Below are 23,965 nucleotides of genomic sequence, written 5' to 3' on the forward strand. Positions count from 1 at the left end.
GATCCGGCCACGCTGGGCCGTACCGACTGGCTGGACGGCCGTCGGGAGGAACTGATCGAGCGCATGCACCAGCGCCGCGATCGCGAGGTCGGCGGCGGCTACGGTCGCAGCAGCGGTTACGGCAGCACCGGGGCTACGGCGCGCCCGGTGGCAGCAAATCCTACACGCGCAGCTGGCGCCCGGGCGGGTTCAAGTTCGGTTGAACCGCGTTTGACCGCCAACACGTTCGCTTGGCCCGAAGGGGCGAGCCTGGAGGCGCTGAACGCGCGCTCCGCCGGCACCCTGATGGAGGCACTGGGGATCCGCTTCACCGAGCTCGGTGACGGATTCCTGCGCGCGACCATGCCGGTCGATGCGCGCACCCACCAACCGTATGGCCTGCTGCATGGCGGGGCCTCGGTCGCGCTGGCCGAGACCCTGGGCAGCAGCGCCGGCATGTTGATGGCTGGCGGCAATGCGGTGGTGGGGCTGGAGATCAACGCCAACCACCTGCGCGCGGTGCGCAGCGGCATCGTCACCGGTACTGCGCGGCCGATCCACATCGGTCGCAGCACCCAGGTCTGGGAAATCCGCATCGAGGACGAGGCCGCCAAACCGGTCTGCATCAGCCGGATCACCCTGGCGGTATTGCCGCAGCCGCCCGCCAGCGGCCACGCCTGATGCCTGTTTAGGCTGACTGCTCCAGCCTGCACCCGCTAAGGTTCCGGACCATGCCCGCGACGTCCCCCGCCGTCGAGTCTTGCCTGCGCGCCCTGCGCTACGGCTATCGCCTGCCGTTCCTGCTCTGGCATCTGTTCGTGCATTTGCCGATCGTGCTGCTGCTGATCGCAGTCGGCGACGACGGCCGCCGCCCGGTGGGCCACGCCGCGATCCGCTGGTGGGCGCGCGGCCTGCTGCGGGTATTCGGCATGCGCGTGGAGGGCGTTGGCACGCCGCGTACCGGCGGCACCCTGTTCGTCGCCAACCACATCAGCTGGGTCGACATCGTCGCCCTGCATTCGCAGCACATGATGGGCTTCATCGCCAAGGCGGAGATCCGCGGCTGGCCGGTGGTCGGCTGGGTGACCTCGCATGCGGAAACCATCTACCTGCAGCGCGGCAACACGCATTCGCTGGGTGGGGTGATGACCGAGATGAGTGCGCGCCTGCGCAGCGGTCGTGCGGTGGCCGCGTTCCCGGAAGGCGGTACCCGCGATGGCCGCGAACTCGGTGCCTTCCACGCGCGCATCTTCACCGCTGCGGTCGATGCCGATGCCACGGTACAGCCGGTGGCGCTCTGCTACGGCGATGGCTGCGAGGCGCAACCGATCGTCGCCTTCGCCCCGGCGAGAGTTTCATGGGCAATTTCGCCCGCCTGCTCGGCGAACCCGCGCGGCCGGTGCGGGTCTGCTTCCTGGAACCGATCCTGCATGCCGAACAGGCCGGCCGCCGCGGCATCGCCCAGACCGCGCGCGAGCGCGTCGAAGCGGCGATGGCGGCGGCATGAGCCTGCAGACCGTCAGCGCCTATCGCGCGCCGCGTTGGCTGCGCAGCCCGCACCTGCAGACCTTGCTGTCCAGCAGCCCGATACGGGTGGCGCGTGGCGGACGCGAACTGCGCAAGCTGGGTGCCGTGCATGGGGAACACCTGGTCGATGCCGGCGGCGGGATCCGCCTGCATGGCGTCCACAGCACCCTGCCGGCGCGCGCGCCGCGCGGGCTTGCGTTGCTGCTGCATGGCTGGGAGGGCAGCGCGGAATCGGGCTACATGCGGCTGACCTGCGCCCGCCTGCTCGAACGCGGCTTCGACGTGTTCCGCCTGAATTTCCGCGACCACGGCGATACCCACCACCTCAACGAAGACCTGTTCCATTCCAATCGGCTCGATGAAGTGCTGCAGGCGGCGCTGGCGGTGTCCGGGCGCTGGCAGCAGCCGGAGCAACCCATGGTCGTCGCCGGTTATTCGCTGGGTGGCAACTTCGCCTTGCGGGTGGCCCTGCATGCGCCAAGTGCGGGGCTGCGCCTGGCACGCGTGGCGGCGGTCTGCCCGGCGCTCGATCCCGAGCGCACCACCGCCGCGATGGAACGCGGCCTGCCGTTCTATGAGCGCTACTTCCTGAAGAAGTGGACGCGCTCGTTGCGGCGCAAGCGCGACCTGTTCCCGGAGCAGCATGCGATCGCCGAAGAGCAGCTGCGCAGCCGCCGCCTGCGTGAACTGACGGCATGGCTGGTGGCGCGGCATACCGGATTTGCGGACGTCGATGCGTATTTCGACGGTTACCGGATCAGCCGGGACCGCATGCGCGACTTGCAGGTCCCGGCCGACATCCTGACGTCGGCGGATGATCCGGTGATCCCGGTGGACGATTTCCACGACTGGCAGTTGCCCGCCAATGCGACGGTGGAAATCGCGGCGCACGGCGGTCACTGTGCGTTCCTGCGCGACGCCCGCCTGCGCGGCTATGCAGAGGATTGGGTGGCGGAGCACTTGTCGACGGCGCTTGAACCCGCTGCGGTGCAAACTCCGGCCAACACACCAGGTGAGTCCGCATGAAAATCCACAGCGACAGCTTCGAACACGGCCAGCCGATCCCGCCCGAGTTCGCGATGGGCGCGCGCGACGGCGACAACGGCTTCGGCGGCAACCGCAATCCGCATCTCGCATGGAGCGAAGTACCGGAAGGCACGCGATCGTTTGCCCTGCTGTGCATCGATACCGATGCGCCGACCGACGGCGCGCTGGTGGCCGACGCCAGCATCGACATCCCGGTCGCGCATCCGCGCGGCGACTTCGTGCACTGGGCCGTGGTGGACATCCCCACCGACATCGACGCCATCGCCGCCGGCAGCTGCAGCGAGGGCATCACGTCGCGCGGCAAGCCCGCGGGCAGTGATGCAGGTGGACGCTCCGGACTGAACGATTACACCGGTTGGTTCGCCGGCGATGCGGCGATGGGCGGCGACTATTTCGGTTACGACGGCCCGTATCCGCCGCCGCACGACGCACGCGTGCATCGCTATTTCTTCCGCGTGTTCGCGCTGGATGTGGCAACCCTCGACCTGCCAACAGCGTTCACCGCCGGCGACGTGTTCCGCGCCATGCGCGGCCACGTGCTGGCCGAGGCGAGCACGTACGGGACGTACAGCCTGCATCCTTGATCTGGGTACACCCCCGCGTCTGGATGCATGCAAGTTGCCAGGCCGCCGACACGATCCCCTTCGGAGTTACTGGCAGCTGATGCGCCTCAGTCAGCCTGGGCGCTTGCCGGCCGGGTCTCCAGTACCGCGTCCAGGATATAGACCGACGAGGGGCCGCCGACGGGCGCGTCGGCCAGTTTGCGCCGGTGGATCCGCAAGACGCTGCCGACACCCGGCACATGGGTGTAACCCTCGATATCGCCGTAGAAATTGAGGAAGCGGTCGAACCCCGTATCCCCGCTTCGATCCTTGCCGTTGGCTGCGTCGCCGGCCTTCTCAGGCGCGACTTCGCGAACCTGCAGGCACTGGTAGTCCGGAATCTCGGGATCGTTGCAACGCTTGGTCATGGCAGCGACTTCCAGCACGATTTCCTGCGCCGTACCGGTGTAGCGCCTTGGCACGATCGGTGCTGCAAGGAACACCAGGGCATCGCCGGCAGCATTTCGCAGCGTCATCCTGGGTTTGTCATTACCGGTCAGAGATGACGACAACTTTCCTGTGAGGCGCTGCTTCACCTCGAGGTCGAGCGCGATGCGCTCGGGGTCATGGCACTTTTTCATGGTGGATGCGAGCGCCTCGAGTTCCAGAACGTCGCCGTTGCGCCTGTATTTCCCGTACAGGGGGTTGCAGGCGTTGGTGACCGCCATGCGACCTCGGGCAAATTCCACTTGCAGCGGCCTGTCTGCTTGTGCAAACAGTGCGGCGATGCGCTTGCCGTTGGCATCGCTGGCCTGCAGCAGCTTCCATTGCCGTCCTGCGAGCGGTTCGGGAGCCGGGGCAGTTTGTGCAAGTGCAGGTGCCGAGAGAGCAGGGTTCGGGACGGCAACGGCATCCGGGCTGGACTTGGCGGGATCTGCAGGTGTCTCGGTGCCGACACAGCCGGCAAACAGGATGGGCAGGACGAGGGCGGGTAGTCGTTTCATGGCAATGCCTGGGCGTTGAGGCGGAGTGGATCCCACGAATCGTTTCAGCCGCCCGCCGGTACCCACAGCAGCAGGGCGATGCCGAGGATCAGGCGATACACCGCAAAGGCGGTGAAGCGGTGGGTCTCGATGTAGCGTAGCAGCCACTTCACCGCGACGAATGCGGTGATCGCGGAGGCCACGAAGGCCACGCCCAGCGCGGTCCAGTCCTCGCCGTGCAGGCCGCCGTCGCGGGCCATCGACAGCAATTCGTAGCCGGTCGCCGCGAACATCGTGGGGATGCCGACCAGGAACGCGAACTCGGTCGCCGCCGAGCGGCTGGTGGTGCCCGCCAGCAAGGCGACGAAGATCGTCGCCGCCGAACGCGAGGTGCCGGGGAACACCCCGGCCACGACCTGGGTCACGCCGACCAGCACCGCGGTGGTCCAGGAAATCGCGGTGCGTTCGCCATCGCGCGCGGCGCGTTTGGCCGCCAGTTGTTCGGCGACGACCATCCACACCGCGCCGATGATCAGCGCCCAGGCGATCGGCTGCACGGTATCCGGCAACTCCCAGCCGAACGCCTTGACCGTCAGGCCGCCGACCGCAGTGACGCCGAAGGCGACCAGCAGCTTGAAGCCGTATTCACGTGCCAGCTTCGGGCTGATGTCGATGCCCAGCGGGTCGTAGGGGGCGCTCATGTCGCGGCCGGCGAACGCCGCCAGCAGGCCGAGCAGGCGGCGGCGGTAGATCAGCACCACGGCGAGGATCGCGCCGGCCTGGATGGCCACATTGAACAGGTCGCTGCGGTGGCCCAGCCAGCGTTCGGCGATCAGCAGGTGGCCGGTGCTGGAGATCGGCAGGAATTCGGTGATGCCTTCGATGATGCCGAGCAGCAACGCGGCGAGCAGGTCGTTCATGGGCGGCGGGCAGTCGGTGGTGGCGCAGGATAACGCAGGCGCGTTCGCACCAAAGGAGTGCATCGACCCTGGAAATTGAACCGCAAGGGTGCTAAATCCGCGATTGCACTGCAGCAATGCCATGAAAATCAACAACTTGGATGTTGGCACGACGCTTGCGATAGCAACGGGTATCCCAACCGTCTGTTCCGGAGTTTGCCGTGTCGCTCGAGAATGTCGAAAAACTGATCAAGGACAACAAGGTCGAATTCGTCGACCTGCGTTTCACCGACGTGCGTGGCGTCCAGCACCACGTGACGTTCCCGAAGTCGATCGTCGACGCCAGCCTGTTCGAGGACGGCAAGATGTTCGACGGTTCCTCGATCAGCGGCTGGAAGGGCATCAACGAATCCGACATGGTCCTGCTGCCGGATGCATCGACCGCGATCATCGATCCGTTCACCGCCGACCCGACCCTGATCCTGACCTGCGACATCCTCGACCCGGCGACCATGCAGGCCTATTCGCGCGATCCGCGCGGCGTGGCCAAGCGCGCCGAGGCCTACCTGAAGTCCAGCGGCATCGCCGACACCGCATTCTTCGGCCCGGAGCCGGAATTCTTCATCTTCGACAGCGTCCGCTACGCCAACGAGATGGGCCACACCTTCTTCCATGTCGATTCGGAAGAAGCCGCATGGAACTCCGGTCGCGAATACGAAGGCGGCAACACCGGTTACCGCCCGGGCGTGAAGGGCGGCTATTTCCCGGTCGCGCCGCTGGATTCGCTGCACGACATCCGTGCCGAGATGTGCAAGGAACTCGAAGCCATCGGCATCGAGGTCGAAGTGCACCACCACGAAGTCGCGAACGCCGGCCAGTGCGAGATCGGCACCAAGTTCAACACCCTGGTGCAGAAGGCCGACGAACTGCTGTCGATGAAGTACATCATCAAGAACGTCGCCCACCGCAACGGCAAGACCGCGACGTTCATGCCGAAGCCGATCGTCGGCGACAACGGCAGCGGCATGCACGTGCACATGTCGCTGGCGAAGGACGGCAAGAACCTGTTCTCCGGCGATGGCTACGGCGGCCTGTCGCAGATGGCGCTGTGGTACATCGGCGGCATCTTCAAGCACGCCCGCGCGATCAACGCGTTCACCAACTCGACCACCAACAGCTACAAGCGCCTGGTGCCGGGCTTCGAAGCGCCGGTGATGCTGGCCTACTCCGCGCGCAACCGCTCGGCGAGCTGCCGCATCCCGTACGTGTCCAACCCGAAGGCCCGCCGCATCGAGATCCGTTTCCCGGATCCGATGAACTCCGGCTACCTGACCTTCGCCGCGCTGATGATGGCCGGCCTGGATGGCATCAAGAACCAGATCGACCCGGGCGCACCGAGCGACAAGGACCTGTACGACCTGCCGCCGGAAGAAGAGAAGAACATCCCGACCGTGTGCCACAGCCTCGACCAGGCGCTGGAAGCGCTCGACAAGGATCGCGACTTCCTCAAGGCCGGCGGGGTGTTCTCCGACGATTTCATCGATGGCTACATCGCGCTGAAGATGAAGGAAGTGACCGCGTTCCGCGCGGCGACGCATCCGCTCGAATACCAGATGTACTACGCGATCTGATGTGAGCGCAGCCGCCCGCGTGGCGGCAAGCGATGCAACAGGGCGAAGCAGGCTGATCCTCGCTTCGCTCCCTCCCCGGCGAGGATCGGATGGGGCCGGGAGGGCACATCGACGGATGTGCCCCTCCCGCGCCCTTGTGGCCGAGGAAGGGAACGATGCGGGCCAGGTGTGCGGTGGGGACCGCACGACGCGCAGGACGCGCATCACGCAAGGAGGAACAAACGGCGATCGACTATCGCCGCGAGCAGGACCAACCACCCTGCATCGCACGTGCACGCAACAAATGACTGGGGAGGGCTACCGCTTATCGAGGAGCCTTGTCATGCCGTCTCGCACACGCACCACTCGTTCGATCCGCAACACCGCGATGGCATCCATCCTGGCCAGCCTCGCGCTCGCGTCCAACGCACATGCCGGCACCACCGGCAGCGTCAGCATCACCAGCGATTACATCTTCCGCGGCACCACCCAGGCCAACCAGGGACCCGCGTTGCAGGGCGGCGTCGAGTACGCGGCCGATAGCGGCTTCTACGTCGGCACCTGGGGCAGCAACGTCAGTTGGCTGTCCGATCTCTCCAGCACCGCCGCACCCATTTCCAGCAGCCTCGAACTCGATGTCTACGGTGGCTACCGTGGCAAGTTCAACGACACCGTCAGCTACGACGTCGGCGCGCTGTACTACTGGTATCCCGGCGACTTCCCTTCCGGCTTCAACAGCGCCGACACCCTCGAGGTTTACGCGGGCATCAGCGTGGCCGCGAGCGAGAAGATCACCCTCGGCGCGAAGTATTCGGTGGCCACCACCGACCTGTTCGGCTACGCCGATTCCAGCGGCAGCGGCTACCTCGACCTGAGCGCGAATTTCGTGGTGGCGGAGGGCTGGACCCTGGGCGCGCACGCCGGCAAGCAGTGGATCCAGGGCAGCGGCAACGGCGCGTTCGAATACGCGGACTGGAAGCTCGGCATCACCAAGGGGTTCGACAACGGGTTCTCCGTGGGTCTGGCCTACACCGGCACCGACGCCGACGACACCCTCTACGTCAATCCGTACGGCAACAAGACCGCGCGCGACACCGTTGCCTTGACCGTCACCAAGGCGTTCTGACGCACCACACAGGGAGCCAAGATGAAACTCATCACCGCCATCATTCGCCCGTTCAAGCTCGACGAGGTGCGCGAAGCCCTCGGTGAGGTCGGCATCTCCGGGCTGACCGTCACCGAAGTGAAAGGCTTCGGCCGGCAGAAGGGCCACACCGAGCTGTATCGCGGCGCCGAATACGTCGTCGACTTCCTGCCCAAGCTGAAGATCGAGGCCGCGGTCAGCGACGACATGTTCGACGCCGCGCTCGAGGCGATCAGCAAGGCCGCCGGTACCGGCAAGGTCGGCGACGGCAAGATCTTCGTCGTCGCGCTGGACCACGTCGTCCGCATCCGCACCGGCGAGATCGGCGCCGATGCGCTCTAACCACACCACGGAGGCTCCAATGAAGACGCGTCGTTTCTCCGGGTGGAAGACCCGAGTCCAATCCGTGCTGCTGGCCGCGCTGTGCGGTGTGGCAGCCCTCACCGCGTTGCCGGCGTTCGCGCAGGATCCGGCAACCCCGGCACCTGTCGAAACCGCCGCCGCGCCTGCGGCCGAAGCGCCCTTGGTGGCACCCGAGGTGGCACCGGCCGACACCACGTCGGCACCTGCCGAGGTCGTCGCGACCGAAGCGGTTGCACCCGTTGAAGCCGCAGCCGCCGAAGAAGCTGCACCTGCAGAAGAGGCACCCGCACCGAGCATCAGCAAGCCCGACACCGTGTGGGTGCTGGTCTGCGCGGCACTGGTCATCTTCATGACCCTGCCCGGCCTGGCGTTGTTCTACGGCGGCCTGGTGCGTTCCAAGAACGTGCTGTCGATCCTGATCCAGAACCTGGCGGTGTTCTCGCTGGTGGCGGTGCTGTGGGCGCTGTACGGCTACAGCTTCGCGTTCACCGAGGGCAACGCGTTCATCGGCGGCACCAATCGCGTGTTGGCCGCAGGCCTCAACGCCTCGTCGATCGGCGCGACCTTCACCAAGGGCGTGTACATCCCGGAACTCGCGTTCTTCGTGTTCCAGGGCGCGTTCGCCTGCATCACCTGCGCGCTGGTGGTGGGTGCGTTCGCCGAACGGGTGAAGTTCGCCGGGGTGATGCTGTTCACCGTGCTGTGGTTCACCTTCGCCTACCTGCCGATGGCGCACATGGTCTGGTTCTTCCCGGGACCGGATGCGTTCACCAGCACCGAAGCGGTGGATGGCGTGCTGGCCAAGTCGGGCTACCTGTGGGCCAAGGGCGCGCTGGACTTCGCCGGCGGCACCGTGGTGCACATCAATGCCGCGATTGCGGGCTTGGTGGGTGCCTACGTGATCGGCAAGCGCACCGGCTACGGCCGCGAGGCGATCAAGCCGCATAACCTGACCCAGACCATGGTCGGTGCCTCGATCCTGTGGGTGGGCTGGTTCGGCTTCAACGCCGGTTCGGCGCTGGAGGCCGGCGGCGTGGCCGCGATCGCGTTCGTCAACACGTTCCTTGCCACCGCCGCGGCGGTGGTGGCGTGGCTGACCGTGGAGTGGATCGGCAAGGGCAAGCCGTCGCTGCTCGGCGCGGCCTCCGGTGCGGTGGCCGGCCTGGTCGCGATCACCCCGGCCGCGGGCCTGGTCGGGCTGAATGGTGCGCTGGTCATCGGCGCGATCGCCGGCGTGGTCTGCCTGTGGGGCGTGAGTGGGCTGAAGCGCCTGCTCGGTGCCGACGACAGCCTGGACGTGTTCGGCGTGCATGGCGTGGGCGGCATCACTGGTGCGTTGCTGACCGGCGTGTTCGCGGCGCCGTCGCTCGGTGGCGCAGGCATCTGGGACTACGTGACCGAGACCGGCGTGGCCGAGTATTCGATCGGCTCGCAGGTCTGGATCCAGGCGCAGGGCGTGCTCATCACCATCGCGCTGTCGGGCGTGGTCGCGCTGGTGTCGTACCTGATCGTGAAATACACGGTCGGCCTGCGCGTCTCCGAGGAAGCCGAGCGCGAAGGCCTCGACATCACCTCGCACGGCGAGGCGGCCTACGAGTCCTGATCACCAGGGGAATCCCGCAAGGGAGTGGTGGGCGGGCGACGGCAACGTCGCCCGCTTTTTTGCATGGTTTCGGGGATGTCGAAGCGGCAACTCGGTGTTAGGGTTGGCGAATGACCGCCGGGGGCGGCACGGGGAACACGATGATCACCACGATGCAGCGGCTGGGCCGCCGGTTTGCCTTGCCTGCCATGCTGGCGCTGTTTGCGACCTTCGCGTTCGCACCGCAGGCGTTGGCGCATGATGCGCCACACCCCATCGCCAACACCGAAGGCGGCAGCCAGGTAATGGCGGTCTCGGCGGGTTGGTATCACACCTGCGGCGTGAAGGCGGACGGAGGTGCGACCTGCTGGGGCTGGAACGGCAATGGAGTGTCGATGCCGCCGGCGGGGGTGTTTTTGGCGATCTCGCCGAGCCACTCGCACAGTTGCGGGCTGAAGGTGGATGGCAGCGTGGCCTGCTGGGGATACAACTACTACGGGCAGTCGACGCCGCCGGCGGGTGCGTTCGTGGCGGTCTCGGCGGGCTACTACCACACCTGCGGTCTGAAGGCGGAGGGCAGCCTCGCCTGCTGGGGCGATAACTACTATGGCGAGTCCACGCCACCGGCGGGCGCGTTCGTGGCGGTCTCGGCGGGCCAACACCACGCCTGCGGCTTGAAGGCGGACGGCAGCCTGGCCTGCTGGGGGAACAACGCCGATGGCCAGGCGACGCCGCCGGCGGGCGCGTTCGTGGCGGTCTCGGGGGGAGGACGCCACAGCTGCGGCGTTAAGGCGGACGGCGGCGTGTCTTGCTGGGGGCGGAACGCCGAGGGTCAGGCGACGCCGCCGACGGGCGGGTTCCTGGGAGTCTCGGCCGGCGCAAGCCACACCTGCGGCGTAAAGTCCGATGGAGGCACGACCTGCTGGGGTTTGAACGACAATGGCCAGTCGACGCCGCCGGCGGGGGCGTTCCTGACGGTCTCAGCGGGCTCTGCCCACACCTGCGGCCTGAAGGCGGATGGCGGTGTGCAATGCTGGGGGGCCGGCGGGCCGGGAACGAGTGGGTTCCCGAATCTTGACCAGACTACAGTGCCGGCAATGCTGGAATCCGCAGGGGCAGCGGGCTTTGGGCAGATTGCCGCGGGCAATGCGCATGCCTGCCAAGTGAACCGCGACGGCACCCTGGCGTGCTGGGGCAACAACGACGAAGGCCAGGCCACCGCGCCTGCAGGCCAGTTCACTCAAGTGGTGGCGGGCGACAGCCACAGCTGCGCGATTGGCACCGATAGCAAGATCACCTGCTGGGGCCGCAATGGCGCGGCCAATACGACGTCATTGTCCTCCTACACCTCGCGGCAACTGGCACCAGCTCCGGATGGTGCCTTGTGTTCCCTTTCTGTCGGCGGTTTTGATCCTTGCTTCCGGGGAACAGCGAGCTGGAGTTACAGCGAATTCCAGTTCCGCAATATCACCCACGATCGCAACAATGCATTTGAGGGCAGGCCGAATCTCTGCGGTGTGTCGTTGGCACATGCAGGCGCTGGATACTGCAACACCGGTTTCGATGCCCCAATACGGAAGCTACCGCCGGCCCTTGGCAGCGCCTGGAATCCGGTCTGAACCACCAATGCGGCCTGAAGGCCAACGGCAGCATTGAATGCTGGGGCGAGAATCTGGTCGATGACCAGCTGACCAACCTGCCTGCATCGAGCGACACCTTCCGCACCTTCAGTGTCGGCTGGAACCATGCGTGCGCGATCCGCGACAATGGAACCCTGGCCTGTTGGGGCAGCAACCTCAATGGCCAGGCCATACCGCCGGCCGGCTCCTATGTGCAGGTCGCCGCCGGCAACACCTTCACCTGCGCGATCCGCAGCGATGGCGTGCGCGTGTGCTGGGGCGACGATGGACAGGGTCAGGCCCCGCAATTGGCCTTGAGCCCCGGCAGCATCGCTGACGGCCTGGTGGGCAGCGCGCATGCAGGCGCAAGCTTTGCATTGGCCGATGCCGGCCCCAACGCCGATGGCGACTACGTGCCGCCGAGCCCGGTGTTCTACGCCAATCCGGCCGACCTGCCGCCGGGCCTGAGCCTGAGTGCGGCTGGCGTGCTGTCCGGCACGCCGACCAGCGGCGGCACTTACACGTTTACTGTGGAAGGCGAGGATGCCAACGGCTTCACGGCATCGCGCGAGTACACGGTGACCATCGCTGCCGACACCTCACCGCCGGTCATCAGCTACACGCTCAATGGCGAAGTCGCACCGCCGGCGACGCCGGACGGCGAGAACGGCTGGTACATCAGCAACGTGGCCGTGGCTTGGACCACGACCGATGCGGAGAGCGGCATCGCCAGCAGCAGCGGCTGCACGCCCAGCACCCTCACCGGTGATGCCACCGGCGCGACTGCGACCTGCAGTGCGACCAATGGCGTGGGTCTGGAGACCGAAGTCAGCACGGTCCCGGTGAACATCGACATCACCGATCCCGTGATCCAGGCCGCAGCCTCGCCGGCCGCCAACGGTGCCGGCTGGAACAACAGCAACGTGACGGTGAGCTACACCTGCAGCGATGCAACCTCCGGTATCGCGGGAGCCTGTCCGGCCAACCAGACCTTGAGCACCGAAGGCATCGGCATCGCCACCACGATCCAGATCGTCAAGGACACGGCCGGCAACAGCGGCAGCAGCAATGTGGTGATGGCCAACATCGACAGGACCGCACCGGTCTTGGCACCGACCTTGCCCGGCCTGATCCTGCAGGGCGGCAGCTACACCGCCATGGCCAACGCGACCGATGCGCTATCGGGCATCGACACGGCCAGCTGCACCCCGCTGGACACCAGCAGCGCAGGCACCCGCACGGCAACCTGCACCGCCACCGACAACGCCGGCAACACCGCTACGGCCACCGTCAGCTATACCGTGACGGGGTTGTACAGCTTCCAGTGGCAGCAGCCGCTGCTGCCGGTGCTGTACCAGGTCAGCCCGGGCCAGCGGATCCTGCTGCAGTTCCGCCTGGTGGGCAGCAATGGCTGGATCACCACCCTGGACAGCGCCACCACCAGCAGCACGTTGATCACCTGTCCCAGTCCGTATGCGATGAACCTGGCCGCCTACCGGGGCAGTGCGATCGACCTGCAGCACACCAACAACGGGATTTATCGCAAGACCTGGGATGCGCCCGGCATCCAGGGCGGCCCGCAACTGGTTCCCGGCGGACAGCGCGGCAGTTGCTACCGGATGACCCTGGACATCAACGATGGCCAGAGCCACAGCATCATGATCAAGCTCAAGTAAGCGGACGCCCGCGTCGAACCGCATGGAACAGCCCGGCATAGCCGGGCTTTTTCGTCGGCATGCATCTCCAATCCATGCGAGGGCAACGCGATGGCTGCACGCCCCTTTGCTTTACGCTTGCAATCGTGCATCCACCCCGCTGCAATGCCCGCATGACCACGCCACGCCTGACCCTTCTCGCCACGGCCTGCCTGCTGCTGTCGGCCTGTACCCATGCACCGCATCCACCCCGCAATCCGCTTGCGGAGTGGGTGCCGTCGCCGAATTTCGACGCGCGCCGGCCGGTGGTGATCGTGATCCATGCGACCGAGCAGGGCTCCGCCGAACAGAGCCTGGAGACGCTGCGCACGCGCAACCGCGGCGGCCCGGTCAGCTCGCACTACCTGGTCGGCGACGACGGCCGCACCTACCAGCTGGTGGCCGACGGCGATCGCGCCTGGCATGCCGGTGGCGGGCGCTGGGGCACGATCACCGACCTCAATTCGGCATCGATCGGCATCGAGATCGACAACGAAGTGGATGAGCCCTTCACCGAGGCGCAGATCGTGTCGCTGCTGCGCTTGCTCGAAGACCTGACCACGCGCCTGTCGATCCCGAAGACCCAGGTGATCGCGCATGCCGACCTGGCACCCACGCGCAAGCGCGATCCAGGCTCGCTGTTCCCGTGGCAGCGCTTGGCCGAGGCCGGCTTCGGGCGCTGGCCGCAAGGCGAGCTGTTGGATCCACCATCGGGTTTCGATCCGTGGCTGGCGATGGCGGCGATCGGTTATCCGTTGAACGATCGCGCGGCCGCGGTGCGCGCGTTCCATCGGCATTACCGTGCCCGCGACGACGGCGAGGATCCGCAGGCCGCGTTCGATGCCGAGGACTTGCGCATCCTGCATGCGCTCGCATCGCAAGTGACCCAGCCTGCGGCGAAATGATCGTTTTTCTTTCGATGACCAGGCGCGCGTGAGTCCGATGCAAGCACGCCATCCGCGTTTCATGATCGCCTGCGCGGCGCGCACCGGCAGCACGATGCTGGTGCGCACGCTGCGCAGCCATCCGCAGCTGATCGTGCATGGCGAAGTCTGGGGCGACAACATGGTCGGCGTGGACGGGCCGCTGGCGCAGGCGTGCGAAAGCGATCAAGCGCTGCGCGATGCACTGGAGGCGCTGCGCTTCGAGCAGCCCGAACGCGTGCTGCGCGAAACGTTCCTCGATCCGCACGGTGCGCAGGCGGTCGGCTTCAAGCTGAAGTACGACGAGCTGGTGCGGCCGCAATGGCAGGGGATTCGCCGACTGGTGGAAGCGGACAAGGATCTGGCGATCGTGTTCCTGCATCGCCGCGACTTGCTGCGGCGCTATCTCTCGCACCAGGTGGTGCTGCGCCAGACCGGTGTCACCGTGGTCGTCGCCGGTGGCACGCCGCCGCCGGTGCAACCGTTCGCTGTCGACATAGACGACCTGCTGCGCGACATCGCCGAGACCCGCCGGCGCACCCGCGAGTTCGAGGCAGCGTTCGCGGCGCATCCGTCATTGCACATCGCCTACGAAGACCTTGCGGTCGATCCGCAGGCGCAATGCGATCGCGTGTTCGAATTCCTTGGCGTGGGATCGGCACCGGTGCGGGTAGCGACCGAGAAGATCGTGCGCACGCCGCCGGAAACGCTCGTGCTTAATTATCCGGACGTGCAGGCCGCGTTGTTTGCCGCCGGCGAAGGCTGATCGCTCAGCGCGCGTCGCCGCGCAACTGCGGATACGGATTGATCGCAGTGCCCTTCCACCATTGCTGCTCCGGTCCCAGCTCGAAGATCGCGAAATGCAGGTGTGGCGCATCCGGATTGGCGTTGCCGGTGGCACCGACATAACCGATCACCTGCCCGCGCTTCAGCGATTGTTTCTCGGCGATGCCGGGCGCGTAGCCCTGCAGGTGCGCGTAGTAGTACGCGAGCGTGCGTTGCGGGTTGAACTGGTAGAGCGTGGTGCCGCCTAGCTTGCTGTCGAACAGTTTCTCGACGGTGCCGTCGGCCACTGCCAGCACCGGCGTGCCGGCCGGGGCCATGATGTCGATCGCATCGTGCACGCGACCACCGCTGCGGGCATCGGTGAAGGTGTCCTGCAACTGCTCTGCTGTGATGCCCTGCACCGGCAGCAGCAGCGTTGCTGCATTCGTCGCGGGTGCAGCGATGCCGGCATCGATCGACGCCGGACCGACGCCGGTGGCGCGCACTGCCGGTGGCGGCAACATCGGCGCGTTGCTGCCGACTGCCGGTGCTGCGGCAGGCGCGCCGGCATCGGCATCGTTCGCAGGCTGCGTGGGCAATGGCATTTGCACGCGATCATTACCGACGGCTGCTGCGGGTGGGCCACCACGGGTGATCGCGAAGTAGGTCGCGTTGGCACCGACCAGCGCGCCGAGCACGAACAGCAGCACTCCGCGCAGGAACGGACGTTGGCGGCGTTCGCGGCGCACGGCTTACTCCACCATGCTCACGGTCATGCCGACCGTGGAGGCCGCTGCAACCGCAGTCGCGCTCCAGTTGGTCAGGCGCACGCAGCCGCTGCTCTGGGTGCGGCCGATCAGGCCGGGCTCCGGCGTGCCGTGGATGCCGTAATGCGGCTTCGACAAGGCCATCCACATGGTGCCGACCGGGCCATTCGGGCCGGGCGGCAGCTTGGCCTTGCGATCGCCCTTGCGCGCAGTGACGATCAGCGCGGGATCGTAGTTGTACCAGGGGTCGGGGGTCATCGATTCGATCGTCCAGTCGCCGATCGGCAGCGGGAATTTCGCGGTGCCGCTGGTGATCGGGAACTGCGCGTAGGCCTTGCCGCTGGCGTCGAGCAGGCGCAGCGCGGCATCCGATTTGTCGACCTCGATCTTCGCCGCGGTCGGCATCGGCGCGATGTCCTGCACATTGGGCACGCGGATGCTGCCGCCAGCCACGTCGAGCGGGATGCCTGGATTGAGTGCGGCCAGCAGTTTCGGGCTGGCGTGGAATTTTTCGCCCAGTGCTTCGGCGGCGGACTGGAACGGGATCGCCTTCAGCTTGGCCTTCGCCATCATTCCCGACGGCGTGGGCGCGAACGGCCCGGCGACGTCGGCTTCGGTGAGCGTGTAATCGACCAATGCGGCGGTGCCGTCCTTGCGCAGTTCCGCCCAGGTCGCGGCATCCAGTTCACCGCTGACAGTCAACCCGCGCGCGAGCTGGAAGCCGGCCACGGCCTTGCGGCTCTTGCTGCCCCATTCGCCGTCGATCTCGCCGGGCGAGTACCACGCGCGTTCCAGCAGCACCTGCGCTTCCAGATGCTCGGATGCTGCGGCGTCGGTTTGCGTTGCTGGCGGCGTTGCCGGTGCGACCGCTTGCGGCGCGGTGGCTGCGGGTGCCGTGGTCACCGGCGTGGCCGGCTTGGGATCCTGTGCCTGCAGGGTGGCGGTGGCGAGCAGGAGCGAGACAAACAAGATCGATCGTTTCATGGGGTCACCTGAGGAATGCCCATGCAGGCTGCGGGAGCCGGGATCGCCGTCGCGTGAATGCGGCTTGGCCGCGAGCCGCGCATTCATGCGGGGTTTGCACTAGATTCCACCGATGCTCAGCGACCCATCGACGATCGAAGTGCTGGATGCGCTGGCCACGCCGGTGTTGCAGGTGGCGGGCGATGGCCGCATCCGCCACGCCAACGAGGCGGCCGGGCGCTGGTTGCGGGTCGGCCGCAAGCGGCTGATCGGTTTGCCGCTTGCGGCGCTGGAACGCGATGGACAGGCGGTGATGTCCGCGCTGGCGCAGACCGACGGCAGCCCGCACCTGCTGCGGCGCGTGCAACTGGCGTTCCCCGGTGCGAACGAATCGCTGTTCGCCGACCTGTGGCTGAGCCCGGTGGCGGATGGCGTCTGGTGCGAGGCGCATCCGGTCGATGAATTCGCCGGCAGCGATCCGTCCGAGGTGTTGCCGTTCGCGCTGTCGGCATCGCTGAAGGGACTGGCGCATGAATTGCGCAATCCGCTGGCCGGGATCAAGGGCGCGGCGCAGTTGCTGGCAAGGCGCGGCGATGCCGATTCACGCGAACTCACCGAACTGATCGAAAGCGAAGTGGAGCGCCTGGCCGGCCTGGTCGACCGCCTGCTGTCGCCGGCACCGGCGCGGCCGTTCGAGCCGGTCAACATCCACCTGGTGCTGGAGCGCGTGCTGCGCCTGGCCGAAAGCGAAGCCGGCTGGGCGACGCAATTGCAGCGGGATTACGACCCGTCATTGCCCGAATTCCCCGGCGATGCGGACCGGCTCACACAGGCGGTGTGGAACCTGGTGCGCAACGCGATCGAGGCCGGTGCCGCCAGCGTGCAGCTGCGCACCCGCGCCGAGCACCACGTGCGTATCGGCGAGGACGCCCATGCGTTGGCGGTGCGCCTGGAGATCGTCGACGACGGCCGCGGTGTGGCGCCGGACCTGGCCGAACAGGTATTCCTGCCGCTGGTCAGCGGGCGGGCGGAAGGCACCGGGCTGGGCCTGGCGCTGGCCCAGCAGGTGGCGCGCGAACATCGCGGCACGCTGGGTTTTCGTTCGCGGCCCGGGCATACCGTGTTCACCCTGTTGCTGCCGCTGGAACCGATCACCTGACGCATCGGCATCCCGACGAACTCGGCTAGGATGCACCTTGATGGTGCAAACCCGGCGGAGCAAGCATGATGACTGGCAGTGGGCCCGATGTCTGGGTGGTTGATGACGACCGTTCGGTCAGGTTCGTGCTGGCCACCGCGCTGAGCGAAGCCGGCTATCGCGTGTCCGCGTTCGGCGATGCTGGCGAGGCCCTCGACGCATTGGCCAGTCATCGTCCGCCGGCACTGGTCATCACCGACGTGCGCATGCCCGGCGACAGCGGCCTGGTCCTGCTCGACAAGCTCAAGCAGGCGCGGCCGAACCTGCCGGTGATCGTGATGTCGGCGCATACCGATGTGGCCAGCACCGCCGGCGCGTTCCGCGGCGGCGCGCACGAATTCCTGTCGAAACCCTTCGACCTGGACGAGGCGGTGGCACTGGCGCGCCGCGCGCTGCCGCAGGCCGAGGAGATTGCGGTGCCGACGTTGCCATCGGCGCAGGCGGTCGACCAGTTCCCGGCGCTGGTCGGCGATGCCCCGGCCATGCGTGCGCTGTTCCGGGCGATCGGCCGGTTGGCGCAGGCACCGCTGTCGGTGCTGGTGACCGGCGAGACCGGCACCGGCAAGGAACTGGTGGCGCGTGCGCTGCATCGCGAGTCGCCACGTGCAGCAAGGCCCTTCGTCGCCCTCAACACCGCGGCGATTCCGTCCGAGCTGCTGGAAAGCGAACTGTTCGGCCACGAAGCCGGCGCGTTCACCGGCGCGGGCAAGCGCCATGTCGGCCGCTTCGAACAGGCTAACGGCGGCACGCTGTTCCTCGACGAGATCGGCGACATGCCGGCAGCGCTGCAGACCCGCCTGCTGCGGGTGCTGGCCGAGGGCGAATTCTTCCGCGTCGGTGGCCGCGAACTGATCCGGGTCGACGTGCGCGTGGTCGCCGCCACCCACCAACCGCTGGAGGCGCTGGTCGAGCAAGGCCGTTTCCGCGCCGACTTGTTGCATCGGCTCGATGTGGTGCGCCTGCGCCTGCCGCCGCTGCGCGAACGCCGCGAGGACATCCCGCAACTGGCCGGGCGTTTCATGGCCGGTGCCGCGAAACGCCTGCAGGTATCGACGAAAACCCTGTCGTCCGCCGCGCTCGAACGGATGCGCTTGCATCACTGGCCGGGCAATGTGCGCGAACTGGAAAACGTCTGCTGGCGGCTGGCCGCGCTGGCCCCGGGCGAGGTGGTCACCGTCAACGATCTGGCGGATGTCTTGCCGGAAGCGCAAGCCGGTGCGGTCGATGCCGATGTCGCCTGGATCCAGCCGCTCGATGCGTGGGTTCGCCAGCAATTGCAGGCCGGCGTGGAAGACCTGCATGCGCAGGCCAGGCTCGCGTTCGACCGCACCCTGCTGCAGGCCGCGCTGGAACACTGCAACGGCCATCGTGGCGAGGCCGCCAGCATGCTCGGCCTGGGCCGCAACACGGTGACCCGGAAGCTCGGTGCGTCGCGCAAGCGCCATTGATCTGTGCTCCTTCATCGCGAATGAAGGACGCCGCTGGCACAGTCTCGTGCAACGACATTCCCAAGGACTTCTCCGCATGGCCCGCACCTCCATCGCATCGACATTCACGCTTGCCGCTGCGGCCGCATTGCTCGCCGGTTGCGCCAGCACCGGCACGCCGGCCACCACATCGGCCACCACGACGGCTGCCACAACACCCGCAAAAAGCACCGCCAGCCGCGCGATCGTCAACCTCGCGCCGGCGTCCGCCAGCCTGGTCAGCGGCAGGCTCACGTTGATGCCCATGGGCGATGGCGTGCACATCACCGGCGAAGTCGGCGGGCTCACGCCGGGCGACAGCCGCGGCTTCCACATCCACGAGAAGGGCGACTGCAGCGCGGCCGATGCCTCCACCGCCGGCGGCCACTTCAACCCCGCGGCGCAGGCGCACGGGCGCAGCGGCAACGGCGCGCATCATGCCGGCGACACCGACAACATCGTCGCCGACGCCAAGGGCGTGGCCCGCATCGATGCGCACGTGAGCGGAGTGACGCTGGGCGGCGGCGCAGCCAACGACATCGCCGGTCGCGCGGTCATCGTGCATGCGGCCGCCGACGACTACACCACCCAGCCGACCGGCAATGCCGGCGCGCGGGTCGCGTGCGGGGTGATCAAGGTCGCGCCTTGATCGCGAATTGCGGTGCGGGCACCCTTACGTGCCCGTGAAGGATCCGCAGCGCAACCCGTATCGATAGCGATGCGTCGGTGCCTGTGCGCCGCGTCCAAGTCCAGGCGTATCGTCAGGTGCGGCGATGTCGGCGGGTTCAACAGCGGGGGATCCGGCGACGGTGGCCTTCCGGCGTCGGGCACGTAGGTCGTTCAGACATTCGGCAAGCGATCAGGGTACGAATAGGCATGGGGCGCATCGTGATCGTTCGGTTCTGCGTGCTGGTGGCGGTTTACGTCGCCGCCACCTGGTTCGCGGAAGCGTTCATCAAGGGCCCTGCCGAGGTCACCATTTTCTGGCCAGCGGCGGGCGTGGCCTATGCGGCCGTGATTCGCTACGGGTGGCGATGGTCGTTGTTCATCCCCCGGCAGTGATCATCGCCCACGGTGCGCTGGTTCCGGTGCCCGACTGGTTCCTGCCGTTCTCGGTGGCCAGCAACCTGCTCGGCTCGCTGGCAGGCGCGTACGTGGCGCTGGGTCGCACTATGCGGCCGGACATGAAGGTGGAAAGCGGATTCGCGCTGCTGCGGGGTGCACTGGCGATGGTTGTGGTGGCCTCGGCGATCGGAACGGAGGGGCTGGTGAGTTCGGGCATGGTGCCGCGCGAGGCTGCCTTGGCAGCGGCGATCAAATGGGCGATGGGGGATCTGGTGGGCATCCTGTGCGTCACTCCGACAATGCTGCTGCTGACGGCACCGGCGTGGAACCACCCGGATGAGCCCCGGCGAGCGAGTTCTCGAAGTCCCATGAGATCGCGGCGTGGGCGGTCAGCTTGCTGGTGTCGTACTTGATCGTCTACTTCGGTGGGGAGCGCGACAGCTTCTACGCGCTGGGCATGGTGGCCTTGCCGCTGACCGTGCTCCTCTGGAGCGCATTCCGCTTTCGGCCGATCTGGACGGCTGCAGGCAGTGGCCTGTCGGTCATGTTCCTGACCTCGATGACCGGGCTCGGACTGGCCGGCTTCCAGCCCCCGCCCAAGACACTGGATGCGGTGCTACTGCTGGCATTCATGCTGCTCTTCGGTGTCGTGCCGCTGGCGGTAGCGGCACTGGTCAATCAGCAGCGAAGAATGAACAGGCGCATGTTGCGGCTGGCCATCCGCGACGCAGAAGCGCAACGGGTGGTGCTCGAGAGCGTAGTCGCAGACAGGACGCGCGAGCTCAACGAGGCGAATGCACGACTGGAAACCGCCAGCCAGACGGACCCACTGACCGGCCTGCGCAACCGGCGATACCTGGCCAACCAGATTCCGGCAGACCTGGCGTTCTATGAGCGGGAGCGGATGCGTACGGGGCGGGCGGATGCCTTGCTGTTCGCGCTGGTGGATATCGACCATTTCAAGCGCGTCAACGACACCTACGGTCACGCCGCGGGCGACAAGGTGCTGCAGCAGGTGTCCTGCGTGCTGACCCGGCTGGTGCGCTCCGGCGACTATGTGGTGCGATGGGGCGGTGAGGAGTTCCTGCTGGTGTTGCGCCCCGTTGCAAGGGAGTTCGTTCCGGTGCTTGGGGAGCGCCTCAGGGCCGCCGTGGAGGAGCATGAGTACGACGTCGGGGTGCCGGTCACGTGTTCGATCGGGCTGGCGGAATACCCCATGTTCATGGAAGGACAGCAAACCCCGGGGTGGGAGGAAATGCTCGAGCTCGCTGATGCGGCGCTCTACTGGGTGAAAGCCAACGGAAGGAACGGCTGGGCAACACTCCGGCCGACCACAGAGACGGACATCAAAAAGGTGATGACCGAATTGCGGGCGGGTGCGCAGGCCTTGCTGGAAAGCGGGCAGCTTTCGCTGATCAGCAGCCAACAGGCACAGCCACGGGACCCCGTTGGCCGCAGCGGACCGTGACGTTGTGCGGCGCGGCCGACGGGCATGCGGCGCTGACGACGGCATTACCCCGCGAAATGGCAACGCCGACGCACGGGTCGCTTGCGTGGCCATCAAGGTCGAATGCGCTGGATGACATGGCGCGCTGTTGCTTCAGCGCAGGCAGTCTTCGATGCCGTCGGCGCAATGCACGAACTGCACCGGCACGCCATGTGCGGCAAGCACCGCGGCGAACTGCCGTTGACGCGCCTGGAAGTATTCGAAGCCGCGTTCCAGCCGCGCGCAATCGGATTCGCCCGCGGCATTACGTGATCGCCATGCCGCCGGATCGAGCATCGCGATCCGCACTTCGCCATCGCCATAACGCGCCAGCGGTTCCGGAGATGCGTCCAGCCAGGCTTCGGCATCGGGTTGCAGCAAGGCCGTTTCCAGCAGCGGCCACAATGCGTCCAGGCCGCTGTTGCGATATTGCAGCGCGATCATCGCGGCGAGATCGTGCAGGCTGAGATAGCGCGCGTGTTCGACCTGCGCGCCCAGTCCGTCCTGCAACGCCAGCGCCGTATCCGCGGCGGCCATGCCGCGATCCAGCAAGACGTCTTCCAATGCATCGCCGGTTTGACGTGCAGCATCACCGTGCAGCACGAACGGCAGGATCCGCAAGCCGCCGCCGTGCAGGTCGGGATCGCATTGCAGCGGCATCGGCACGGTGCCGGCAGCATCAGCGCCGAAGCCGATCATGCGTGCGCTCTGTGCCTGTCCGGGGGCGCGCTGCAGGAGTTCCGACGCGCGACGATGCAGTGGCCAGCCGGGACGCAACGCCTCGGCCGGATCGAAATGCGCGGTGAGCAGCGCGAGATCGCAGTCGCGCACGCCGGGCACCAGTGCGGCCAGGTCGCGGCCGAGCATCGCCACCAGATCGCCCGCAGCGCCAGCAACAAGCGCCGCATGTTGCGGAGGCGCACCATCGCGCAGTTCCAGTGCAATCACGCCGCGGAAGATCGCGGGCTCGGCGGGCGTCAAGGGCATGTGGAGCTTCGGCTCGGGAAGGCGGCGTTAGACTGCAGCCATTATGCCCGCGGCTGCGGGCGCAGCCAGGTGAAGCCCATGCAACACGGCCGTCCCGTCGCCATCCTTGGGGGTGTCCGCATCCCGTTCTGCCGACAGAACACGGCCTATGCCGATGTCGGCAACCTCGGCATGTCGGTGCGCACGCTGGGTGCGCTGGTCGAAAAATACGGCCTGCACGGGCAGCAACTCGGCGAAGTGGCGATGGGCGCGGTGATCAAGCATTCGTCGGACTGGAACCTGGGCCGCGAGGCCGCGCTGAGTTCCGGCCTGTCGCCGCTGACCCCGGGCATCACCCTGCAGCGCGCCTGCGGCACCTCGCTGGACACGATCATCCATATCGCCGGCAAGATCGCGACCGGGCAGATCGAGGCCGGCATCGGCGGCGGCTCGGACACGACCTCCGACGTGCCGATCGTCTACGGCAAGGCGCTGCGCCATCGGCTGTTGCAAGCCGCCGCGGCCAAGACCACCAAGGCCAGGCTGGCGGCGTTCAAGGGCTTTCGATTCTCCGAGCTCAAGCCGGACTTCCCCGGTGTGGCCGAGCCGCGCACCGGCAAGTCGATGGGCCAGCACTGCGAGGACATGGCCAAGGAGTGGAACATCTCGCGCGACTCGCAGGACGAGCTGGCGGTCGCCTCGCACCACAAACTGGCGGCGGCGTATGCGCGCGGCTTCTTCGATGACCTGGTGGTGAGCTTCCGCGGCGTCTCCCGCGACAACATCCTGCGCCCGGACAGCAGCATCGAGAAACTGGCGACGTTGAAGCCGGCGTTCGACAAGACCTCGGGCAAGGGCACGCTGACCGCGGGCAACTCCACGCCGCTGACCGATGGTGCATCGGCTTGCCTCCTGGCCACCGATGAGTGGGCCGAACAGCATGGCCACGAAGTGCTTTGCCATCTGCGTGATGCGCAAGTCTCCGCCGTCGATTTCGTCCATGGCGAAGGCCTGCTGATGGCGCCGACCGTGGCCGTGGCGGAGATGCTCAAGCGCAACAACCTGACCCTGCAGGAGTTCGATTTCTACGAAATCCACGAGGCCTTCGCCGCCCAGGCGCTGTGCACGCTGCGCGCGTGGGAGGACGAGGCTTACTGCAAGAATCGCCTCGGTCTGGACGCACCGCTCGGCCGCATCGATCCCGCGAAGATCAATCCGAATGGCTCCTCGTTGGCCGCAGGCCATCCGTTCGCCGCGACCGGCGCGCGCATCGTCGCCGCGGCGGCGAAGGAACTGAAGCAGCGTGGTAGCGGGCGTTGTCTGATCAGCATCTGCACCGCCGGCGGCATGGGCGTGGTGGCGATCCTGGAACGCTGA

Annotated in this window: 23 protein-coding genes and 1 pseudogene; 19 read left to right on the top strand and 5 right to left on the bottom strand. The window is 67.0% G+C overall.

Annotation, left to right across the window (positions count from 1 at the left end; genetic code table 11):
- The first annotated feature begins 285 nt into the window (after positions 1–285).
- From H9L16_RS16145 to H9L16_RS05755, 4 genes and pseudogenes are all read left to right on the top strand, one after another.
- Positions 286–660, top strand: a complete 375-nt coding sequence (locus tag H9L16_RS16145; protein ID WP_189375890.1) for a hotdog fold thioesterase — start codon at positions 286–288, stop codon at positions 658–660.
- A 50-nt stretch (positions 661–710) separates the two neighbouring features.
- A pseudogene (locus tag H9L16_RS05745) lies at positions 711–1,486 on the top strand (lysophospholipid acyltransferase family protein).
- A complete protein-coding gene (locus H9L16_RS05750; RefSeq protein WP_187553586.1) occupies positions 1,483–2,532 on the top strand; it encodes a YheT family hydrolase in 1,050 nt (349 codons plus the stop codon). Before H9L16_RS05745 ends, H9L16_RS05750 begins: the two are co-directional and overlap by 4 nt.
- On the top strand, positions 2,529–3,137 hold the full coding sequence (locus H9L16_RS05755) for a YbhB/YbcL family Raf kinase inhibitor-like protein (protein WP_187553587.1): 609 nt from the start codon (positions 2,529–2,531) through the stop codon (positions 3,135–3,137). The genes H9L16_RS05750 and H9L16_RS05755 overlap by 4 nt, the downstream gene beginning before the upstream one ends.
- A gap of 86 nt (positions 3,138–3,223) precedes the next feature.
- On the opposite strand, the gene H9L16_RS05760 is transcribed toward H9L16_RS05755, so the two are convergent.
- Together H9L16_RS05760 and H9L16_RS05765 are read right to left on the bottom strand one after the other, a co-directional pair.
- Positions 3,224–4,099, bottom strand: a complete 876-nt coding sequence (locus H9L16_RS05760; RefSeq protein WP_187553588.1) for an META and DUF4377 domain-containing protein — start codon at positions 4,097–4,099, stop codon at positions 3,224–3,226.
- A 44-nt stretch (positions 4,100–4,143) separates the two neighbouring features.
- Positions 4,144–4,998 carry an undecaprenyl-diphosphate phosphatase gene (locus tag H9L16_RS05765; RefSeq protein ID WP_187553589.1) on the bottom strand — a complete coding sequence of 285 codons (855 nt, stop codon included), beginning with the start codon at positions 4,996–4,998 and terminating at the stop codon, positions 4,144–4,146.
- 200 nt (positions 4,999–5,198) lie between these two features.
- Here H9L16_RS05765 and glnA point away from each other — a divergent pair, with 200 nt between their 5' ends.
- From glnA to H9L16_RS05810, 8 genes are all read left to right on the top strand, one after another.
- Positions 5,199–6,608, top strand: coding sequence for a type I glutamate--ammonia ligase (gene glnA / locus H9L16_RS05770; RefSeq protein WP_187553590.1), 1,410 nt, complete (start codon positions 5,199–5,201; stop codon positions 6,606–6,608).
- A gap of 322 nt (positions 6,609–6,930) precedes the next feature.
- Complete coding sequence (locus tag H9L16_RS05775) at positions 6,931–7,713, top strand: TorF family putative porin (protein WP_187553591.1); 783 nt, start codon at positions 6,931–6,933, stop codon at positions 7,711–7,713.
- A gap of 21 nt (positions 7,714–7,734) precedes the next feature.
- Positions 7,735–8,073: a P-II family nitrogen regulator gene (locus H9L16_RS05780; RefSeq protein ID WP_187553592.1), complete on the top strand. Its 339-nt coding sequence runs from the start codon at positions 7,735–7,737 to the stop codon at positions 8,071–8,073.
- Positions 8,074–8,092: 19 nt separating this feature from the next.
- Positions 8,093–9,697: an ammonium transporter gene (locus tag H9L16_RS05785; RefSeq protein WP_187553593.1), complete on the top strand. Its 1,605-nt coding sequence runs from the start codon at positions 8,093–8,095 to the stop codon at positions 9,695–9,697.
- 140 nt (positions 9,698–9,837) lie between these two features.
- Positions 9,838–11,295: a hypothetical protein gene (locus tag H9L16_RS05790; RefSeq protein ID WP_187553594.1), complete on the top strand. Its 1,458-nt coding sequence runs from the start codon at positions 9,838–9,840 to the stop codon at positions 11,293–11,295.
- Positions 11,296–11,507: 212 nt separating this feature from the next.
- Entirely contained in the window at positions 11,508–12,971 is a 1,464-nt protein-coding gene (locus H9L16_RS05800; protein ID WP_187553595.1) for a putative Ig domain-containing protein, read from the top strand.
- Between the two features lie 152 nt (positions 12,972–13,123).
- The gene (locus H9L16_RS05805) at positions 13,124–13,894 is read left to right on the top strand and encodes an N-acetylmuramoyl-L-alanine amidase (RefSeq protein ID WP_187553596.1); all 771 of its coding nucleotides are present in this window, start codon (positions 13,124–13,126) and stop codon (positions 13,892–13,894) included.
- Between the two features lie 37 nt (positions 13,895–13,931).
- Complete coding sequence (locus H9L16_RS05810) at positions 13,932–14,678, top strand: sulfotransferase (protein WP_229796670.1); 747 nt, start codon at positions 13,932–13,934, stop codon at positions 14,676–14,678.
- 4 nt (positions 14,679–14,682) lie between these two features.
- Here the strand turns inward: H9L16_RS05810 and H9L16_RS05815 are convergent, their stop codons facing one another.
- Together H9L16_RS05815 and H9L16_RS05820 are read right to left on the bottom strand one after the other, a co-directional pair.
- The gene (locus H9L16_RS05815; protein ID WP_425507256.1) at positions 14,683–15,396 is read right to left on the bottom strand and encodes a M23 family metallopeptidase; all 714 of its coding nucleotides are present in this window, start codon (positions 15,394–15,396) and stop codon (positions 14,683–14,685) included.
- A 33-nt stretch (positions 15,397–15,429) separates the two neighbouring features.
- A complete protein-coding gene (locus H9L16_RS05820) occupies positions 15,430–16,428 on the bottom strand; it encodes a L,D-transpeptidase family protein (protein WP_187553598.1) in 999 nt (332 codons plus the stop codon).
- 112 nt (positions 16,429–16,540) lie between these two features.
- On the opposite strand from H9L16_RS05820, the gene H9L16_RS05825 reads away from it, so the two are divergent.
- The 6 genes from H9L16_RS05825 (at position 16,541) to H9L16_RS05850 (ending at position 21,604) form a co-directional block, all read left to right on the top strand.
- Positions 16,541–17,566, top strand: coding sequence for a two-component system sensor histidine kinase NtrB (locus H9L16_RS05825; RefSeq protein WP_187553599.1), 1,026 nt, complete (start codon positions 16,541–16,543; stop codon positions 17,564–17,566).
- Between the two features lie 68 nt (positions 17,567–17,634).
- Positions 17,635–19,053, top strand: a complete 1,419-nt coding sequence (gene ntrC, locus H9L16_RS05830; protein ID WP_229796668.1) for a nitrogen regulation protein NR(I) — start codon at positions 17,635–17,637, stop codon at positions 19,051–19,053.
- Between the two features lie 76 nt (positions 19,054–19,129).
- The gene (locus H9L16_RS05835) at positions 19,130–19,720 is read left to right on the top strand and encodes a superoxide dismutase family protein (RefSeq protein ID WP_187553601.1); all 591 of its coding nucleotides are present in this window, start codon (positions 19,130–19,132) and stop codon (positions 19,718–19,720) included.
- Positions 19,721–19,947: 227 nt separating this feature from the next.
- On the top strand, positions 19,948–20,133 hold the full coding sequence (locus H9L16_RS05840) for a hypothetical protein (RefSeq protein WP_187553602.1): 186 nt from the start codon (positions 19,948–19,950) through the stop codon (positions 20,131–20,133).
- Positions 20,130–20,549 (top strand): MASE1 domain-containing protein, encoded by a 420-nt coding sequence (locus tag H9L16_RS05845; protein ID WP_187553603.1) that lies wholly within the window; start codon positions 20,130–20,132, stop codon positions 20,547–20,549. The genes H9L16_RS05840 and H9L16_RS05845 overlap by 4 nt, the downstream gene beginning before the upstream one ends.
- Positions 20,546–21,604, top strand: a complete 1,059-nt coding sequence (locus H9L16_RS05850; RefSeq protein WP_187553604.1) for a GGDEF domain-containing protein — start codon at positions 20,546–20,548, stop codon at positions 21,602–21,604. Before H9L16_RS05845 ends, H9L16_RS05850 begins: the two co-directional genes overlap by 4 nt.
- 132 nt (positions 21,605–21,736) lie before the next feature.
- On the opposite strand, the gene H9L16_RS05855 is transcribed toward H9L16_RS05850, so the two are convergent.
- Positions 21,737–22,609 (bottom strand): hypothetical protein, encoded by an 873-nt coding sequence (locus H9L16_RS05855; RefSeq protein WP_187553605.1) that lies wholly within the window; start codon positions 22,607–22,609, stop codon positions 21,737–21,739.
- Positions 22,610–22,687: 78 nt separating this feature from the next.
- Here H9L16_RS05855 and H9L16_RS05860 point away from each other — a divergent pair, with 78 nt between their 5' ends.
- Complete coding sequence (locus H9L16_RS05860; protein WP_187553606.1) at positions 22,688–23,965, top strand: acetyl-CoA C-acetyltransferase; 1,278 nt, start codon at positions 22,688–22,690, stop codon at positions 23,963–23,965.

Origin of the sequence: Thermomonas carbonis (assembly GCF_014396975.1) — a bacterium.
In the GTDB taxonomy this organism is placed as follows: Bacteria; Pseudomonadota; Gammaproteobacteria; order Xanthomonadales; family Xanthomonadaceae; genus Thermomonas; species Thermomonas carbonis.